Origin of the sequence: Serratia montpellierensis, assembly GCF_020858655.1 — a bacterium.
Lineage (GTDB): Bacteria > Pseudomonadota > Gammaproteobacteria > Enterobacterales > Enterobacteriaceae > Serratia > Serratia montpellierensis.
This window is the reverse complement of record NZ_VOSN01000005.1, coordinates 1,010,713-1,025,061: the sequence shown is the minus strand read 5'-3', so window position 1 is coordinate 1,025,061 and position 14,349 is coordinate 1,010,713. Positions and strand designations below refer to the sequence as shown.

The window sequence follows — 14,349 nt, the reverse complement described above, 5'->3', positions numbered from 1 at the left end:
AAATTCATCCCTGGCGCCGGGTGGTCAGCGCTTTTTCAGCAACGGCAGCATGCGCACCAGCGCATTGTCCTTGACGATATAGTGGTGGAACAGCGCGGCGGCGGCATGCAGGCCGATCAGCCAGTAGCCGAATGATGCCAGCGTTTTGTGCCAGCCGATAATCGCCCGCGCCTGCGGCCGATCGGCCACGTCAGCAAACGGCATCGGCAGGCCGAATAGATACCACTCTTTGCCCCCCAGATAGCGCGAATAGACCCCCAGCACCGGCAGCGTCAGCAGCAGCAGGTAGATCAGGGTGTGCGTCAGGTGCGCCAGGCCGGTTTGCCACTTCGGCGGTTTGGGCGCGATGGCGGGCGAGGGGTGGCGCCAGCGCAGGAACAGGCGGGCGATCATCAGCGCAAATACCGTTACGCCGCAGCTGAAGTGGGTGACAACCAGCACGTACCAGGGGGCGCTGCCTGGTTCGGCCAAGCCGCGCAGCTCGATGGTGACGCAGGCGATGACCAGCAGGATCGCCACCAGCCAGTGCAGGCGAATTTGCCACGGCATGTAGGTGTTCTGCACCGGGTTACCTTTTGATGTTAAAGGGTCTGTGCGTCGATGGTAACGAAATGTTACATCGGAGGAAAGCGCGTGCGCGCAATTTAGGCAAAACGCCAGGCTCAACTCACTTATTAAGCTATTGGTTTAGTGGGGTATGCGCCAGGCGGTAGAGGGGCATCGTAAGTTGTGAAGCTAATGGACGACAGTTTCAGAGGCTGGCAGCTTATTAAGTGATGAAGCGGGTTGCGCCGCAGCCCGCGCTGCGGCGCCTGACATCAGTTCAATTTGGCCTTGGCGAAATCGCTGCCGTTCACGTCCACCACATAGCCGCTCAGGTTGCTGCGGGTGGCGTAGAACACCTTGCCTGTGGCCAACGGCAGCCACGGCGCCTGTTTGGCGAAGATCACCTGCGCCTGTTGATACAGCTTGGCGCGCGCCTGCGGCTGGTTCTCCTGGATCGCCTGCTGGATCAGCCGGTCATAATCCTTATCGCACCAGCGCGCTACGTTGGCGCCGCTCTGCACGCCGGCGCAGCCGAGCAGGGTGGCGAAGTTGTCCGGATCGCCGTTGTCCGACACCCAGCCGTACAGCGCGCTCTGCTGCTCGCCTTTGCGCAGCCCGGCCAGGTACTGACCCCACTCCCAGGTGACGATCTTGGCCTTCACGCCCACCTTCGCCCAGTCGCTTTGGATCATCTCGGCGATGCGCTTCGAGTTCGGGTTGTAAGGGCGCTGTACCGGCATCGACCAGATGTCGGTCTCAAAGCCCTGCTCCAGCCCGGCCTGCTTCAGCAGCTCGCGCGCCTTCTGCGGATCGTAGGCGTACTCCGGCAGTTTATCGTTGTAGCCCAGCATGCCCGGCGGCAGCAGCGAATTGGCCGGCGTGCCGCTGTCTTTGAACACCGCGGCGACGATCGCTTTCTTGTCTACCGCGTAGCTCAACGCCTGGCGCACCAGCAGGTTGTCGAACGGTTTTTTCTGGGTGTTGAACGCCAGATAGCCGACATTCAGCCCGGTAATGTCGTGCAGCTGCAGGTTGCCGTCGGCCTTGATGGCGGCGAACTGTTCCGGCAGCGGCGCGGGGATGATCTGGCATTCGTTGGTTTTCAGCTTGGCCAGCCGGGTTTGCGGATCCGGCGTGATGGAGAAGATCAGGTGCTTGCTGGCCACTTCGCCCTGCCAGTAGTGCGGATTGGCGATGTAGCGGATCAGCGAATCCTGTTTGTACTGCTGCAGCGCAAACGGCCCGGTGCCGATCGGCCAGTTGTCGACGTATTCCGGCGTGCCCTTTTTCAGCATGGCGTCGGCGTATTCGGCGGACAGGATCGAGGCGAAATCCATCGCCCAGTCAGCGACGAAGGCGGCGTTGGGCTGGCTCAGCGTGAAGCGCACGTGATGCTCGTCCACCGCTTCCACCTGGGTGATCAGCTTATCCAGGCCCATGTCGGTGAAGTATTCATAGTTGCCGCCGGAGACCTTGTGATAAGGGTTAGCGGGATCCTTCTGCCGCATCACGGTGAACACCACGTCTTCGGCGTTGAAGTCGCGTGTCGGGGTGAAGTATTTGTTGCTGTTGAATTTCACGCCCTGGCGCAGGGTAAAGGTATAGGTCTTGCCGTCCGGGCTGACGCTCCACTCGGTGGCCAGCGAAGGGGCGGGGGTTTTATCGCTTTCGCGCAGCGTCACCAAGCGGTTGTACAGCACCTGCGAGGTGGCGATAAAGGTCGGCCCGGAGCTGGAGAGCTGCGGGTTGAACGATTCCGGCGAGGCGACGGTGCAGTACACCAGCGCATCGGAAGCGGCCAGCGCGCCGCCCGCCGACAGCAGGCCGCAGCCGGCCAGCACCAATCCGGCGATAGGGTGTTTTAAAAACGTCAAGGCAAGATCCTCAGGTGGAGTGGGCCGTTACCGGCGAATTGATTTAACTATAGATAACGGATGGCGAGACGGGGAACAAGCATCTCACCTGCGCATTCTGTGCGCCCCGCGTTGCCTGCCGCCGCAGCGCAGATCTACACTGCGGGACAATCAGTCACTCGCAAGGATTTCCCGATGAGCCACTTTCGCCCTGTCGCCCTCGAACACGCCAGCCGCCTGCTGAACCACGGCCCGACGGTATTGATCACCAGCCGCAGCCGCGACGGCGCTAAACGTAACGTGATGGCCGCCGCCTGGTCGATGCCGGTGGAGTTCAGCCCGCCGCGCATCGCCATCGTGGTGGACAAAGGGGCGCACAGCCGGCAAATGATCGAGGAGAGCGGCGCATTTGGCATTTGCGTGCCGGCGGCCATGTTCATCGACGCCACCTACGCGGTCGGCAGCGTGTCCGGGCTGGATGACGACAAGTTCGCCCGCTTTCACATCGCCGCAGCGCCGAGCGCTACGCTGCAGGTGCCGCTGATCGAACAGGGTTGCGTGGCGTGGCTGGAGTGCCGCTTATTGCCGGAAAGCGGCGCCCAGGAAAAATACGATACCTGCTTCGGCGAGGTGCTGAGCGCGGCGGCGGACGAGCGGGTGTTCCAGCAAGGGCGTTGGAACTTCACTGCCGCCAATGCGGATCTGCACACCATTCATCATCTGGGGGCGGGCAACTTCGTGCGCAGCGGCGAGGCGCTGCGAGCCAAACCGCTTTAATCGGCCTCGCGCCCGCGGTCGGCATCATAGCGCTCGCGGGCGGCGTCCAGCTCCGGGAAATGGTATTCCGCCCACTTATCGAGCGCCGTCAGCGTCTCGACCAGCGAGCAGGCGACGGTGCTGAGCCGGTATTCCACATGTGCCTGATTCTTTTCACTTAAATCCAGCCGCTCGAGCAACCCGTTGCGTTCCAGCTGGCGCAGCGTTTGCGTCAGCACCTTCTGCGAAATGCCGTCGATGCGGCGCAGCAGCTCGCCGTTGCGCATCGGACGCTGCGCCAGTGCAGGCAGGATCAGCATCACCCACTTGCCGGAAATCAGCGCCAGCGCATCGCGCGCGGAACACTTGCTCGAGTAGACGTCGCCGGGATAAGCCATTGGGGGTTACCTTCAGGTGCGTAATTGCCAAGGGGGCGATAAAGCCACAGCATAACAGCACCACCTTACAACGGGAGACACAGGATGAACGTGCTGATTGTGCTGGCTCACCCCGAGCCGCATTCTTTCAATGCCCATTTGGCCGAACAGGCGCGGCAGGCCTGGCTGGCGCAGGGGCATCAGGTGAAAACGGTCGATCTGTATCAGGAGGGGGTTGATCCGCGCGAGGGCGCCGGCCATTACCCCAGCAGAAAGCAGGCGGACCGGTTCGATGCGATGCAGGAACAGCGCCATCACTGGACGATCCAGGCGCTGCCGGCGGAGATCCGGCGGCATATCGAACTGCTGCACTGGGCGGATACGCTGGTGCTGCAGTTCCCTTTCTGGTGGTTCGGCGCGCCGGCCATCATCAAGGGCTGGATGGATCGGGTGTTCGTTTACGGCGGGCTCTACGACAGCCGCCACCGCCATGAGAACGGCGTGATGCGCGGTAAGCGGGCGCTGCTGACCGTCACCGCCGGCGCTTCCGCTCAGGCCTGCGCCCCGGACGGGCGCGACGGCGATATGCGGCTGATGCTGTGGCCAATCATGCATGCGCTGCACTATATCGGCTTTAGCGTGCTGGAGCCGTTCCTGGTTTATGGGGTACGCGGCGGGTTGGCGGACGAGGCTCTGCAGGCGCAGAACGCCGCTTTGGCGCAGGTGACGCAGGCGTATCGGGCTGCCTTAAGCGATATTGCCGCCTGGCCGGCGGTGCCGTTCAACCGCAATGAAGATTTTGACGCCGATCTGGCGCTGAAGCCCGGTGCGCCGGTCTACAGCCCGTTCGTGCGGCACCGCGATCCGGTTTAGAACCCGGCCTTCAGCAGTTCCTCGCGCAAGTCGTCGATAATCGCCGGTTCGATGTCGGGGAACTGTTGCTGGATATCGGCGATGGCTTCGGCCACGCTGGGGCCGGCGAAGGTACCGGAGAAGGGCAGCAGCGGCAGGTTGGCGTCGCTGTCCGGCAGTTCGCCGCGGATGGTGCCGGTGATCATGCCCGCTTTTTTTTCCGCCGTGAGGTCGTACTCCCCCACGTTTTTGTCGATCGGTTTCATTGGCCGCCTCGCAGTCGGTGAGTGTTTACCCTGTTCTGTTAAAGCATAGTGTTTCAGGCAATGAATACCAATCAATGTATATAATATTAATATAAAACAATGTGATGCGATTTTTGTCGTTTGACGTTCGCCGGGGGGCGGCGTTATGCTCGTGTCGCTAAAGGGACCTTCCTCACTGACAGGGACAGACGACATGAAAAAAATGAAAAGCGCGGCGTTGTTGTTGCCGCTGTTGGCGCTCAGCGCCTGCACCCATCATCTCAGCAGCGCCGAGCAGCATGCCAAGCACTACATTTATCAAACGCGCGACGACTTCGATCCGCAATTCCGCACTGATGTGAACGGCAGCATTAAAAACGCCGTGCCGATGTTCGAACAGTTCTACCAATGGGGGAAAAAGGATCGCGTGGCGGGCGTGGCGCGCAGCGAGGCGCAGAAAAAGGCCGATTATCTGGCCAGCGCGGAGTTCCAGCAGAACATGGAACACAAAACCATTTTCATTAATCGCGCCTACAGCAGCGCCGACAATCCTAAACGCCGTCAGGTGCTCTCGCAGGAGGCGGTAGGCGCCTACTGGGACGGTTACGAAGGGCGCTGAACATAATCCCTCACAAATAGAAGGTAATAAAAACTGGTCTTCTGGTGGTTATTTGATTATAAAAACCGCCGCTAAGGACGATGTTCATAGATGAAACCAGGAGTGTTTATGTTGGCAAAAGTTAAGCGTTCGTTCGCCGCCGCCGTCGTATTGATGTTGGCGCTGCCTGCGGTTCAGGCCGCGGATTACCGTGCGGGCGAGCAATACACCCGGTTGGATAAGCCGGTAGCCGCCGCGCCGGCGGTGGTGGAGTTCTTCTCCTTCTACTGCGGCCCTTGCTATCAGTTCGCCGAGACCTATCGCGTAGGCAGTAACGTGGCGCAGGCGCTGCCCGCCGGTGAGAAAGTCACCAAATATCACGTCAGCCTGATGGGCAAACTGGGCAATGAGCTGACCGAAGCCTGGGCGGTGGCGACGGTGCTGGGCGTGGAAGACAAGATTGAAGGGGCGATGTTCGACGCGGTGCAGAAACAGCGCGCCGTCAACGGCGCCGACGATATTCAGCGGGTGTTTACGGCGGCCGGCATCGATGCCGCTACCTATGAAAACGCGCGCCACAGCCTGCTGGTCAAAGGATTGATCGCCAAGCAGAACGAGGCGGTGAAAGCATTCGAGGTGCGCGGCACCCCGTCGTTCTACGTGGCAGGCAAATACAAGATAGACAATGCCGGCATGGCCAGCACCAGCGTTGAAGGCTACGCCAAAGAGTACGCCGCGGTGGTGCGTTACCTGTTGGACAAACAGCCGTAAACCGGGCCGTCAGGGCCCGGTGTTAGCCGCCGGGTCTATTTATCCGCAGGCAAATCCAGCGCCTGGCGCAGCTCGTCGCGCGCTTGCCGGTACTGCTGCTGGAAATCCTGCTGCTGTGAAAGCTGCTGGCTGATGACGCTGCCGGCGATGCGGCCCATCTCGATATCGGAAGGGTAGTGGATCCCTGCTACCACTCGGTTGTCACCGTATTGCCAGGCGCGCGTCATAATGGCGGCGCGCTTTTCCGGCACCATATTGGCTAAGGTGATACCCATCAGCGTGCCCAGCGTGGTGTGGCCGGAAGGCCAGGAGCCGGAGCTGGAGCGCTTGACGATCGGCTCGATGCGGCTGTCCAGCATATGCGGGCGCGGGCGCTTCCAGAAATCTTTCGCCGGATCCACCACCGCCGCCTCGGTGGCGACGATGCGATCGAAGAAGGTGCTCACGGCCGGCAACGCTTTGGCGTTGAACTTCGGCCCCATCACGTTGCTGTACACCCAGACGTTCTCTTCCGCATCCGCCTTGGCCTGGCTGGCCATTGCCGGCGTGCGTTTCTGCTGCATGTCGAGCACTTCCCGCAGTTCGCGCTGGGTCTGCGCCGAGTCGTTGGCCGGCGGCGGCGGCAGGATGTGGGTCAGATCCACCTGCTGCGCGGTGGTGAACGGTTGGGCTTCCTCTGCCGCCTGCGCGTGGAACGCGCCCAGGGCGCTGGTGGTAAACAAACACAGCGCTAAAACGGATTTTTGCAACGATTTCATCGGGTCATGTCCAGGGTGTCAACGTGAAGGGGAGATCAGCCTGTATTTTTGGCGAGGCCTGTGACGATGAGATGACGGTTTCGTGGCGGATGAATGACAGCGCCCGATGATCTGTGATCGCGACGCCAAATCCCCCGTTCGCCATTGATTGTGTGTTAACGGATTGTTATGGTGTTTTTCTGTTCAACGGCGCAGCACCGCCGGCGTTTGAAGGGAGAGATCATGACGGCATTGGCAACGCTCCGGGACGCCGGCTTTGAAGAGTGGCTGGGGAAAATCAACACCGCCTGCGGCCGATTCTGCGCAAAAACGCTGGGGCCCGGCTTCAGCGGGGCGATGCAGGAGTTTCGCGCTCATGCCCTGCGTCTGAGCGTGGTCGACGTGTCTCAGGCCCGGCTGTACCGCACGCCGAGCGAGATCGCCCGCAGTGACGGTGCGCACTTTTTCACCGTTTTCCAGCTGCGCGGCAGCGCGTTGATGGAGCAGGGCGATCGCCAAACGGTGCTCTCTCCCGGCGATATGACGCTGATCGACGCCTCACGGCCCAGCAGCTTCACCTTCCAGCGCGATTCGCGCCAAATCTCACTGCTGTTGCCGCGCGGCTGCCTGCCGGTGCCGCCGCCTTGCGCCCAGCGTCTCGGGGCCGAGCTCAGCGCGGTGCGCCTCAGCCGCCAGCTGGTGCTGAGCAGTATGCAGGATCCTCAGCTCGCCGCGGCGGAAAGCGAGGCGGTGCTGAATGCGCTGGCGGCGTTGCTGCGCCCGGCGCTGGCGCTCGAACAGGCGCGCCCGGAGGGGCAGCAACCGGTCTTCGACAAGGCGCTGGCATTGATCGACAGGCATATTCAGTCGGCGCAGCTGCGCCCTGAGTGGGTGGCGGCCGAGTTGGGGGTGTCGTTACGCAGCCTGTATCGGGTGTTCGCCCGTCAGGGGCTGGTGGTGGCGCAGTACATCAGGAACCGCAGGCTGGATCTGTGCGCGCAGGCGCTGCGCAGCGCCGCCGGGCAGGAAAAACTGGCCGGCGTCGGCCTCGACTGGGGCTTCACCGATCACAGCCATTTCTCGACCGCTTTCAAGCAGCGTTTCGGCATGTCGCCGAGCGAATACCGTCGGCAGTATCAGTAAGTCAGGGCGCGGGCCAGGCCCGCGCCGCTTCACTCAATAGCGGATGCAGACCGATTTCGATTCGGTGTAGGCATCCAGCCAATCCGGGCCGAAGTCACGGCCGCTGCCAGACTGTTTAAACCCGCCGAACGGCATATTCGGATCGATCAGCGTATGGGTGTTGACCCACACGGTGCCGGCCTGAATGCGCGGCGTCAGCGCCATCGCCTGCTGCAGGCTGGTGGTCCACAGGCTGGCGGTCAGCCCGAAGTCGGTGTCGTTGGCCTTGCTCAGCGCTTCTTCGGCGCTCGCCACCCGAATCAGGTTGACCACCGGGCCGAACACTTCCTCGCGCGTCAGGTTCAGCCGATCGTCCGGGTTGATCACCAGGGTCGGCGGAATGTAGAAGCCGTTGGCGTCCGGCCCGGCCGCGCCGCCGATAAGCTCGGCGTTTTTCGCCCGGGCGTCGTCCAGGTAGGCCGCCACCTTGTTGCGGTGCGCGAGCGACACCAGCGGGTTGATTTGCGCGCCGGTATCCATCCCCGGCCCGACCGACAGCGATTTCACCGCCTGTTCGAATCCGGCCACCAACCGATCATAAATCGGCGCTTCAATATAAATTCGCGAGCTGGCGGCGCACACCTGCCCCTGGTTGAGGAAGCTGCCGAGCATCAGGCCTTCGATCACCTGCTGTGGATCGGCATCTTTCAGCACGATGGCCGGGTTTTTGCCGCCCAGCTCCAGCGTTACGCGGGTCAGGCGATCCGCCGCCGCGCGCGCGATGCTTTTACCCACCGGCGTGGAGCCGGTAAAGCTGACTTTGGCGATCAGCGGATGTTCGGTCAGCGCTTTGCCGCACACGGTGCCGCGGCCGGTGACCACGTTGAACACGCCCGGCGGCACGCCGGCTTCGCTCGCCAGTTCGGCGATGCGCAGCAGGGTGAGCGGGGTGGTTTCCGACGGCTTGATGACGATGGAGCAGCCCGCGGCCAGCGCCGGCATCACTTTCCACATGCCGATCATCAGCGGGAAGTTCCAGGGCACGATGCCGGCGACCACGCCGATCGGCTCTTTACGGGTATAAACCTGATATTTGGCGCCCGGCGGCATCGGAATGGACACGTCCAGCGTCTGGCCGGTGATTTTTGTCGCCAGCCCAGCGGTGTAACGCATCCAGTTCAGGGTGCTACCGACTTCGAAAGCGCGGGCGATGTTGATGGATTTGCCCTGCTCCAGGGTTTCGAGCTGTGCCAGCTCTTCGGCGTGTTGTTCCACCAGATCGGCGAAGCGCAGCAGGATGCGTTCGCGCTCAACCGGCAGACGCTGCGCCCAGACGCCTGCGCTGAAGGCTTTGTGGGCGGACTGCACCGCCAGCGCGACGTCGTGTTCATTGGCGTCGGCGGTGGTGGCGATCTGCTGCCCATTGGCGGGGTTATACACCGCCAGGCGGCCTTCCGCGGCGGACGCGCGCCACTGGCCGTCGATATACAGCCCATGCTGACGATCGAGAAAACGCGATACGCTATCCAGCACGGCTACGGTATTGTCAGACATACATCCTCCGATCAGGCTCATCAGGTTATCGTTAACCCTGCAAGTCTAGATCAGCGGGAAAGCGGCGGCTTTGGTCTGCCTGACATTCGGTTTGTCCTGCGTGTCATTTTGCCGTGACGGAAGGGTAAACCGCGGCCGGCGGGCGCCGGCCGGGAGGGCTCACGAGCTCAGGGTCGCCAGACGGGTGGCGAAGCCGAGGAACAGCAGGCCGATGAGGCCGTTGCCGAGCTTCGCCAGGCCTTTCTTGTGATTGAAGAAATGCGCCAGCATCGCGCCGGAGAAGATCAGCGTGCTCATGTAGATAAAGCTGACGGCTTCGAGGATCAGCGCCAGAATGGTGAACGACAGTCCGGTGTGAGCGTAGTTGAAATCGATGAACTGCACGAAGAACGACACGTAAAACAGGATAGCTTTTGGGTTGGTCAGGCTCAGCGTCAGCGACTTGCGCAGAATGCTGTGGCCGCCCTCAATTTGCTGCTGTTGCGCCTGCGCCTTCTGCACGAAGGTGGCGTAGAGGATTTTTGCGCCGAGGAACAGCAGGTAAATCGCGCCGAGAAAACGCACCAGGGTAAACAGGAACGGCGTGGTGCGGATCAGCGAAGCCACGCCGATATAGGCGCAGAAGATCAAAATCGCATCACCGATAAATACGCCCAGCGCGGCGGTATAGCCGGCGCGCACGCCGCGCGATATGCCGGTTTTCAGCACGTACAGCGTATTCGGCCCCGGCAGAATGATGATGAAGACCACCCCGGCCAAATAGGTCCATAAATTCAGGACGCCAAAACTCTCTAACACAATAACCTCTCCATGCGCGCAACTAACAGGCAAAAACACTGGCCACGCCCGTGGCCGGCCGCGATCCTAACGCTGTGCAACCGGGTTGGCAACGTAATAAACTTCATGTTGTTGGTTAAAAATTGTCGAAACATTGCTGAAAACGTCGGCGCCGAATTAAAAAGCAAGAGTCGGCGTGTTTCGCCAACGGCCCGTCACTATGCTGGTTAACACCGAAACCGCAGTGAGGAACGGATGATGAAAAACGTAATCGACAGCGCCGATCCGCGCTGGCTGGCGATCGTCAGCCGCGACAAACACGCCGACGGCCGCTTTATCTACGCGGTGAAAACCACCGGCGTGTATTGCTCACCTTCTTGCCCGTCACGCCAGCCGAACCGGCAAAACGTGGAGCTGTTCGACGACGCCGAGCAGGCGGAGGCGGCCGGTTATCGGCCCTGCAAACGCTGCCGCCAGGGGCTGACGCCGTTGACGGAGCAGCATGCGCGGCAGATAGCCGAGGCCTGCCGCTATATCGAACGGGCGGAGAAAGCGCCGTCGCTGCAGACGCTGGCGCGCCACGTCGGGTTGAGCCAATACCATTTCCACCGGCTGTTCAAAGCGATCACCGGCCTGACGCCGAAAGGCTACGCCGATGCGCAGCGCAGCCAACGCTTGCGCACCGGCCTTACGCAGCAGGAGACGGTGACCGACGCGATCTTCGACGCCGGCTATGGCGCCAACGGCCGTTTCTATCAGCAAGCCAACGCCGCGCTGGGCATGACGCCGAAGGCCTACCGGGCCGGCGGCAAAGGCATGCGCATCCATTTCGCCGTCGGGCACTGTTCGCTGGGCGAGATCTTGGCGGCGCAGAGCGAGGTAGGTATCTGCGCCATTCTGCTGGGGGACGATGCACAGCAGCTGGTGCAGGATTTGCAGGATAAATTTCCCCATGCCGAGCTGATCGGCGGCGACGCGCAGTATGAAGCGCTGATGGCGCAGGTGGTGGGCCTGATTGAAGCGCCGGAGAACGGCTTGGCGCTGCCGCTGGATATTCGCGGCACCGCGTTTCAACAGCGGGTCTGGCAGGCGCTGCAGGCGATACCGGTCGGGGAAACCGTCAGCTATGCCGATATCGCCCGGCGCATCGGCGCGCCCAAAGCGGTGCGCGCGGTGGCCGGTGCCTGCGCCGCCAACGTGCTGGCGGTGGCGATCCCCTGTCACCGGGTGGTGCGCAACGACGGCGCCTTGTCCGGCTATCGTTGGGGCGTCGAGCGCAAGAAAGCCTTGCTGGAAAAAGAGGCGCAGCGATGAGCGGCGCGGCTGGCCGAATTGGACTGGGCGGCAATTGAACGTGAACTCGATGCGCAGGGTTGCGCGCGGTTGCCCAGCGTGCTCAGCCAAGAGCTGTGCCGTGAGCTGGCGGCGCTCTACCCGCAGGATGCGCACTTCCGCAGCCGCATCGTGATGGCGAAGCACGGTTTTGGCCGCGGCGAGTACCGCTACTTCGCCTATCCGCTGCCGCCGCCGGTGGCCGAAGCGCGCAGCCTGATGTATGCGCGGCTGGCGCCGGTGGCCAACCGCTGGAACGCCTTATTGGGCCTGGCAGCGCGCTATCCCGCCGAACACGAGGCCTACCTGGCCGAATGCCACCGGGCCGGCCAACGGCGGCCGACGCCGCTGCTGTTGCGTTACGAAGCGGGGGATTATAACTGCCTGCATCAGGATCTGTACGGCGAGCGGGTGTTTCCGCTGCAGGTGGCGTTTTTACTTTCCGCCCCCGAACGGGATTTCACCGGCGGCGAATTCGTGCTGACCGAACAGCGGCCGCGGATGCAGAGCCGGCCGGAGGTGGTGCCGCTGCAGCAGGGCGACGCGGTGGTGTTCGCCGTGCATCACCGGCCGGTGGCGGGAGTGAAAGGCTACTATCGGGTCAATCTGCGCCACGGCGTCAGCCGGATACGCACCGGCCAACGCCACACGCTGGGGGTAATCTTTCACGACGCGCTATAGCTTGCGCGCCAGCAGGGTGGCGAAGCGCAGCGAGATGCGGTTGCCGGCGGCGTCGGTCTTGTGCAGTTGGCCGACGTCCTCGTTGTATTTGAGGATCTCCCAGTCGCGATAATAATGCTTCAGCTCACCCGGGCTGAAGGTGAACGGGAACGGCAGCGGACAGGGATAATCCTCGGTATCCATCGCCGCCACGATCAGGTTATGGCCGCCGCGCACGGTGCTGTCCTGCATGTTTTGCACGATAGGCGGGATTTGCTGGCGTTCGAGGAACATCATCACCACGGTGGACAGGATGAAGTCGTATTTGCCGCTGAAGCGGTGGGTATTGAGATCCTGCACCCCGGCGCTCAGGTGGGTCAGCTGCTCGGCGTCGATGATCTGATTGAGGCGGTCTATCGACGGCGCGTGCTTGTCCCAGGCGGTGACGTTGAAACCTTTCAAATTGAGATAGAGCGAATTGCGCCCGCCACCGCAGCCCAGATCCAGCGCCTTGCCCGGCGCGATGCGCGCTGCCGCCTCGATCACTTCAGAGTGGGTGCGCGTCAGTTCGTATTTCTTGTGGTAGTAATCTTCCGGCGTGCAGTAAAACGCCAGCCGGCAGGTCATGTCGTCCGAGAAGGAAACGATGCGATGCCACTGCTGCGGCGCGATAAACGGTGGCTGGCTTTCGGGGCTGAACTGCCAGGTCTCGGTGGTGGCGCCGTCTTCGGTCATCATGGCGAACGTCAGGCTGCCGCTCAGTACGGTGAGCTTCGCCCAGGTGCCGCTCTGGGTATTGTGGCGCTGGCGGAAGGCTTCCGGCAGCGTGTCGCTGTTCCATTCCGGCAGGGTTTTATAGCAAAGCAGCTGCTGCTCCATAGGGGGCTCCTCTGGCTGGGTGAGCAAAGTGATTTATATGATGCATATAAAATACATCTTTATCGATCGTTTGAACATAGTGGCCTGACGGAAAGGCGCGGCGGTATCTTTATACTGGATTGTGCGCGGCGGCTGGGCTAATTTCAGTGCTGTTCATGTCATCACGTTCAGGGAAAAGATGCCGATACCTCGTTTATTCCACCCGATGCCCTTTCGTTGGCTGAGCCTGGCCGCGCTGCTGGCGCTGGCGGGCTGTACCAGCAAAATCACCACCACGGCGCCGGCGGCGCGCCCCGCCGACGTCAAAGCCCGGCTGATGACGCTGATCCCGGCCAACGCCGGCGATCGTCAGGGCTGGGCTACCGATATTACCGCCGCCTTCGCCGCGCAGGGCATCGAGCCGAGCGATGACAACCTGTGTTCGGTGCTGGCGGTGACCGAACAGGAGTCGACGTTCCAGGCTAACCCGCAGGTGCCGGGGCTGCCGAAGATCGCCTGGAAGGAGATCGACCGCCGCGCCGATCAGATGCACATCCCGAATTTTTTGGTGCACACCGCATTGAAGATTTCGTCGTCGAACGGGCAGAGCTACAGCGAGCGGCTGGATAAGGTGCGTACCGAGAAGGATCTGAGCGATATCTTCGATGACATGATCGACCGCGTGCCGATGGGGCAGAAGCTGTTCGGCCATTTAAATCCGGTACATACCGGCGGCCCGATGCAGGTGAGCGTTGCTTTCGCCGAGGCGCACGCCAAAGGGTACCCTTATCCGATCGACGGCTCGATTCGCCGCGAAGTCTTCAGCCGGCGCGGCGGTATGTACTTCGGCATTATGCATTTGCTGGGGTATCCGGCCGATTACAGCCGACCGATTTACCGCTTTGCCGACTTCAACGCCGGCTGGTACGCCAGCCGTAACGCGGCGTTCCAAAACGCGGTCAGCCGGGCGAGCGCTATTCCGCTGGCGCTGGACGGCGATCTTATCGACTTCAGCAGCGACAAGCCCGGCTCGACCGAGCTGGCGGTGCGCACGCTTGGCAAGCGCCTGAACATGAGCGACAGCGCCATTCGCCGGGCGCTGGAAAAAGGCGACACGGCCGGCTTTGCCGACACCGACCTGTATAAGAAGGTCTATGCGCTGGCGGGCGGCAAGCTGCCGCGCGAGATGCTGCCGGGTATCCAGCTGGAAAGCCCGAAAATCACCCGCAAGCTGACTACCGCCTGGTTCGCCAAGCGGGTGGACGAACGCCGCCAGCGCTGCATGGCGCGCGCCGGCGGGTAGCGGCATAA

16 protein-coding genes are annotated in these 14,349 nt (G+C 62.1%); 8 read left to right on the top strand and 8 right to left on the bottom strand.

Features of this window, described 5'->3' with window-relative positions; all coding sequences use genetic code 11:
* Positions 1-24: 24 nt before the first annotated feature.
* Entirely contained in the window at positions 25-549 is a 525-nt protein-coding gene (gene cybB, locus FUU19_RS10355; protein WP_230490343.1) for a cytochrome b561, read from the bottom strand.
* 269 nt (positions 550-818) lie between these two features.
* Complete coding sequence (locus FUU19_RS10350; protein WP_060659907.1) at positions 819-2,420, bottom strand: ABC transporter substrate-binding protein; 1,602 nt, start codon at positions 2,418-2,420, stop codon at positions 819-821.
* 174 nt (positions 2,421-2,594) lie between these two features.
* Between FUU19_RS10350 and FUU19_RS10345 the strand changes: the two genes are divergently transcribed.
* Positions 2,595-3,176 carry a flavin reductase family protein gene (locus FUU19_RS10345; protein WP_049295110.1) on the top strand — a complete coding sequence of 194 codons (582 nt, stop codon included), beginning with the start codon at positions 2,595-2,597 and terminating at the stop codon, positions 3,174-3,176.
* Here the strand turns inward: FUU19_RS10345 and FUU19_RS10340 are convergent.
* On the bottom strand, positions 3,173-3,553 hold the full coding sequence (locus tag FUU19_RS10340; RefSeq protein WP_230490043.1) for a winged helix-turn-helix transcriptional regulator: 381 nt from the start codon (positions 3,551-3,553) through the stop codon (positions 3,173-3,175). The genes FUU19_RS10345 and FUU19_RS10340 overlap by 4 nt on opposite strands.
* An 84-nt stretch (positions 3,554-3,637) precedes the next feature.
* Here FUU19_RS10340 and FUU19_RS10335 point away from each other — a divergent pair, with 84 nt between their 5' ends.
* On the top strand, positions 3,638-4,405 hold the full coding sequence (locus tag FUU19_RS10335; protein WP_230490044.1) for an NAD(P)H-dependent oxidoreductase: 768 nt from the start codon (positions 3,638-3,640) through the stop codon (positions 4,403-4,405).
* On the opposite strand, the gene FUU19_RS10330 is transcribed toward FUU19_RS10335, so the two are convergent.
* The gene (locus tag FUU19_RS10330; RefSeq protein ID WP_019454278.1) at positions 4,402-4,650 is read right to left on the bottom strand and encodes a hypothetical protein; all 249 of its coding nucleotides are present in this window, start codon (positions 4,648-4,650) and stop codon (positions 4,402-4,404) included. The two genes, FUU19_RS10335 and FUU19_RS10330, sit on opposite strands and share 4 nt — an antisense overlap.
* Before the next feature lie 193 nt (positions 4,651-4,843).
* Here FUU19_RS10330 and FUU19_RS10325 point away from each other — a divergent pair, with 193 nt between their 5' ends.
* Together FUU19_RS10325 and FUU19_RS10320 are read left to right on the top strand one after the other, a co-directional pair.
* Positions 4,844-5,248, top strand: a complete 405-nt coding sequence (locus FUU19_RS10325) for an Exc2 family lipoprotein (protein ID WP_230490045.1) — start codon at positions 4,844-4,846, stop codon at positions 5,246-5,248.
* Positions 5,249-5,356: 108 nt separating this feature from the next.
* Complete coding sequence (locus FUU19_RS10320) at positions 5,357-5,998, top strand: DsbA family protein (RefSeq protein ID WP_230490046.1); 642 nt, start codon at positions 5,357-5,359, stop codon at positions 5,996-5,998.
* A 35-nt stretch (positions 5,999-6,033) separates the two neighbouring features.
* On the opposite strand, the gene FUU19_RS10315 is transcribed toward FUU19_RS10320, so the two are convergent.
* On the bottom strand, positions 6,034-6,756 hold the full coding sequence (locus FUU19_RS10315) for an acid phosphatase (RefSeq protein WP_230490047.1): 723 nt from the start codon (positions 6,754-6,756) through the stop codon (positions 6,034-6,036).
* Between the two features lie 222 nt (positions 6,757-6,978).
* Here FUU19_RS10315 and feaR point away from each other — a divergent pair, with 222 nt between their 5' ends.
* A complete protein-coding gene (feaR, locus tag FUU19_RS10310; protein WP_025301689.1) occupies positions 6,979-7,878 on the top strand; it encodes a transcriptional regulator FeaR in 900 nt (299 codons plus the stop codon).
* 33 nt (positions 7,879-7,911) lie between these two features.
* On the opposite strand, the gene FUU19_RS10305 is transcribed toward feaR, so the two are convergent.
* On the bottom strand, positions 7,912-9,411 hold the full coding sequence (locus FUU19_RS10305; RefSeq protein ID WP_141970780.1) for an aldehyde dehydrogenase family protein: 1,500 nt from the start codon (positions 9,409-9,411) through the stop codon (positions 7,912-7,914).
* Between the two features lie 159 nt (positions 9,412-9,570).
* Positions 9,571-10,209 carry a leucine efflux protein LeuE gene (gene leuE / locus FUU19_RS10300; RefSeq protein ID WP_004940625.1) on the bottom strand — a complete coding sequence of 213 codons (639 nt, stop codon included), beginning with the start codon at positions 10,207-10,209 and terminating at the stop codon, positions 9,571-9,573.
* 237 nt (positions 10,210-10,446) lie between these two features.
* On the opposite strand from leuE, the gene ada reads away from it, so the two are divergent.
* Together ada and FUU19_RS10290 are read left to right on the top strand one after the other, a co-directional pair.
* On the top strand, positions 10,447-11,502 hold the full coding sequence (gene ada, locus FUU19_RS10295; RefSeq protein WP_127146290.1) for a bifunctional DNA-binding transcriptional regulator/O6-methylguanine-DNA methyltransferase Ada: 1,056 nt from the start codon (positions 10,447-10,449) through the stop codon (positions 11,500-11,502).
* Positions 11,503-11,580: 78 nt separating this feature from the next.
* Positions 11,581-12,201 carry a 2OG-Fe(II) oxygenase gene (locus FUU19_RS10290; RefSeq protein WP_230490048.1) on the top strand — a complete coding sequence of 207 codons (621 nt, stop codon included), beginning with the start codon at positions 11,581-11,583 and terminating at the stop codon, positions 12,199-12,201.
* Here FUU19_RS10290 and tehB read toward each other — a convergent pair.
* Complete coding sequence (tehB, locus tag FUU19_RS10285) at positions 12,196-13,059, bottom strand: SAM-dependent methyltransferase TehB (protein WP_230490049.1); 864 nt, start codon at positions 13,057-13,059, stop codon at positions 12,196-12,198. The two genes, FUU19_RS10290 and tehB, sit on opposite strands and share 6 nt — an antisense overlap.
* A 178-nt stretch (positions 13,060-13,237) precedes the next feature.
* On the opposite strand from tehB, the gene FUU19_RS10280 reads away from it, so the two are divergent.
* Positions 13,238-14,341 carry a DUF1615 domain-containing protein gene (locus FUU19_RS10280; RefSeq protein WP_304622310.1) on the top strand — a complete coding sequence of 368 codons (1,104 nt, stop codon included), beginning with the start codon at positions 13,238-13,240 and terminating at the stop codon, positions 14,339-14,341.
* Positions 14,342-14,349 lie beyond the last annotated feature (8 nt).

What these genes read in the sequence shown, in the direction of transcription:
- FUU19_RS10325 (WP_230490045.1), top strand. Translation starts at nt 4,844, where the DNA reads ATGAAAAAAATGAAAAGCGCGGCGTTGTTGTTGCCGCTGTTGGCGCTC.
- FUU19_RS10340 (WP_230490043.1), bottom strand. Translation starts at nt 3,553, where the DNA reads ATGGCTTATCCCGGCGACGTCTACTCGAGCAAGTGTTCCGCGCGCGAT.
- FUU19_RS10315 (WP_230490047.1), bottom strand. Translation starts at nt 6,756, where the DNA reads ATGAAATCGTTGCAAAAATCCGTTTTAGCGCTGTGTTTGTTTACCACC.
- FUU19_RS10305 (WP_141970780.1), bottom strand. Translation starts at nt 9,411, where the DNA reads ATGTCTGACAATACCGTAGCCGTGCTGGATAGCGTATCGCGTTTTCTC.
- cybB (WP_230490343.1), bottom strand. Translation starts at nt 549, where the DNA reads ATGCCGTGGCAAATTCGCCTGCACTGGCTGGTGGCGATCCTGCTGGTC.
- FUU19_RS10330 (WP_019454278.1), bottom strand. Translation starts at nt 4,650, where the DNA reads ATGAAACCGATCGACAAAAACGTGGGGGAGTACGACCTCACGGCGGAA.
- ada (WP_127146290.1), top strand. Translation starts at nt 10,447, where the DNA reads ATGAAAAACGTAATCGACAGCGCCGATCCGCGCTGGCTGGCGATCGTC.
- FUU19_RS10335 (WP_230490044.1), top strand. Translation starts at nt 3,638, where the DNA reads ATGAACGTGCTGATTGTGCTGGCTCACCCCGAGCCGCATTCTTTCAAT.
- tehB (WP_230490049.1), bottom strand. Translation starts at nt 13,059, where the DNA reads ATGGAGCAGCAGCTGCTTTGCTATAAAACCCTGCCGGAATGGAACAGC.
- FUU19_RS10345 (WP_049295110.1), top strand. Translation starts at nt 2,595, where the DNA reads ATGAGCCACTTTCGCCCTGTCGCCCTCGAACACGCCAGCCGCCTGCTG.
- FUU19_RS10280 (WP_304622310.1), top strand. Translation starts at nt 13,238, where the DNA reads ATGCCGATACCTCGTTTATTCCACCCGATGCCCTTTCGTTGGCTGAGC.
- feaR (WP_025301689.1), top strand. Translation starts at nt 6,979, where the DNA reads ATGACGGCATTGGCAACGCTCCGGGACGCCGGCTTTGAAGAGTGGCTG.
- FUU19_RS10320 (WP_230490046.1), top strand. Translation starts at nt 5,357, where the DNA reads ATGTTGGCAAAAGTTAAGCGTTCGTTCGCCGCCGCCGTCGTATTGATG.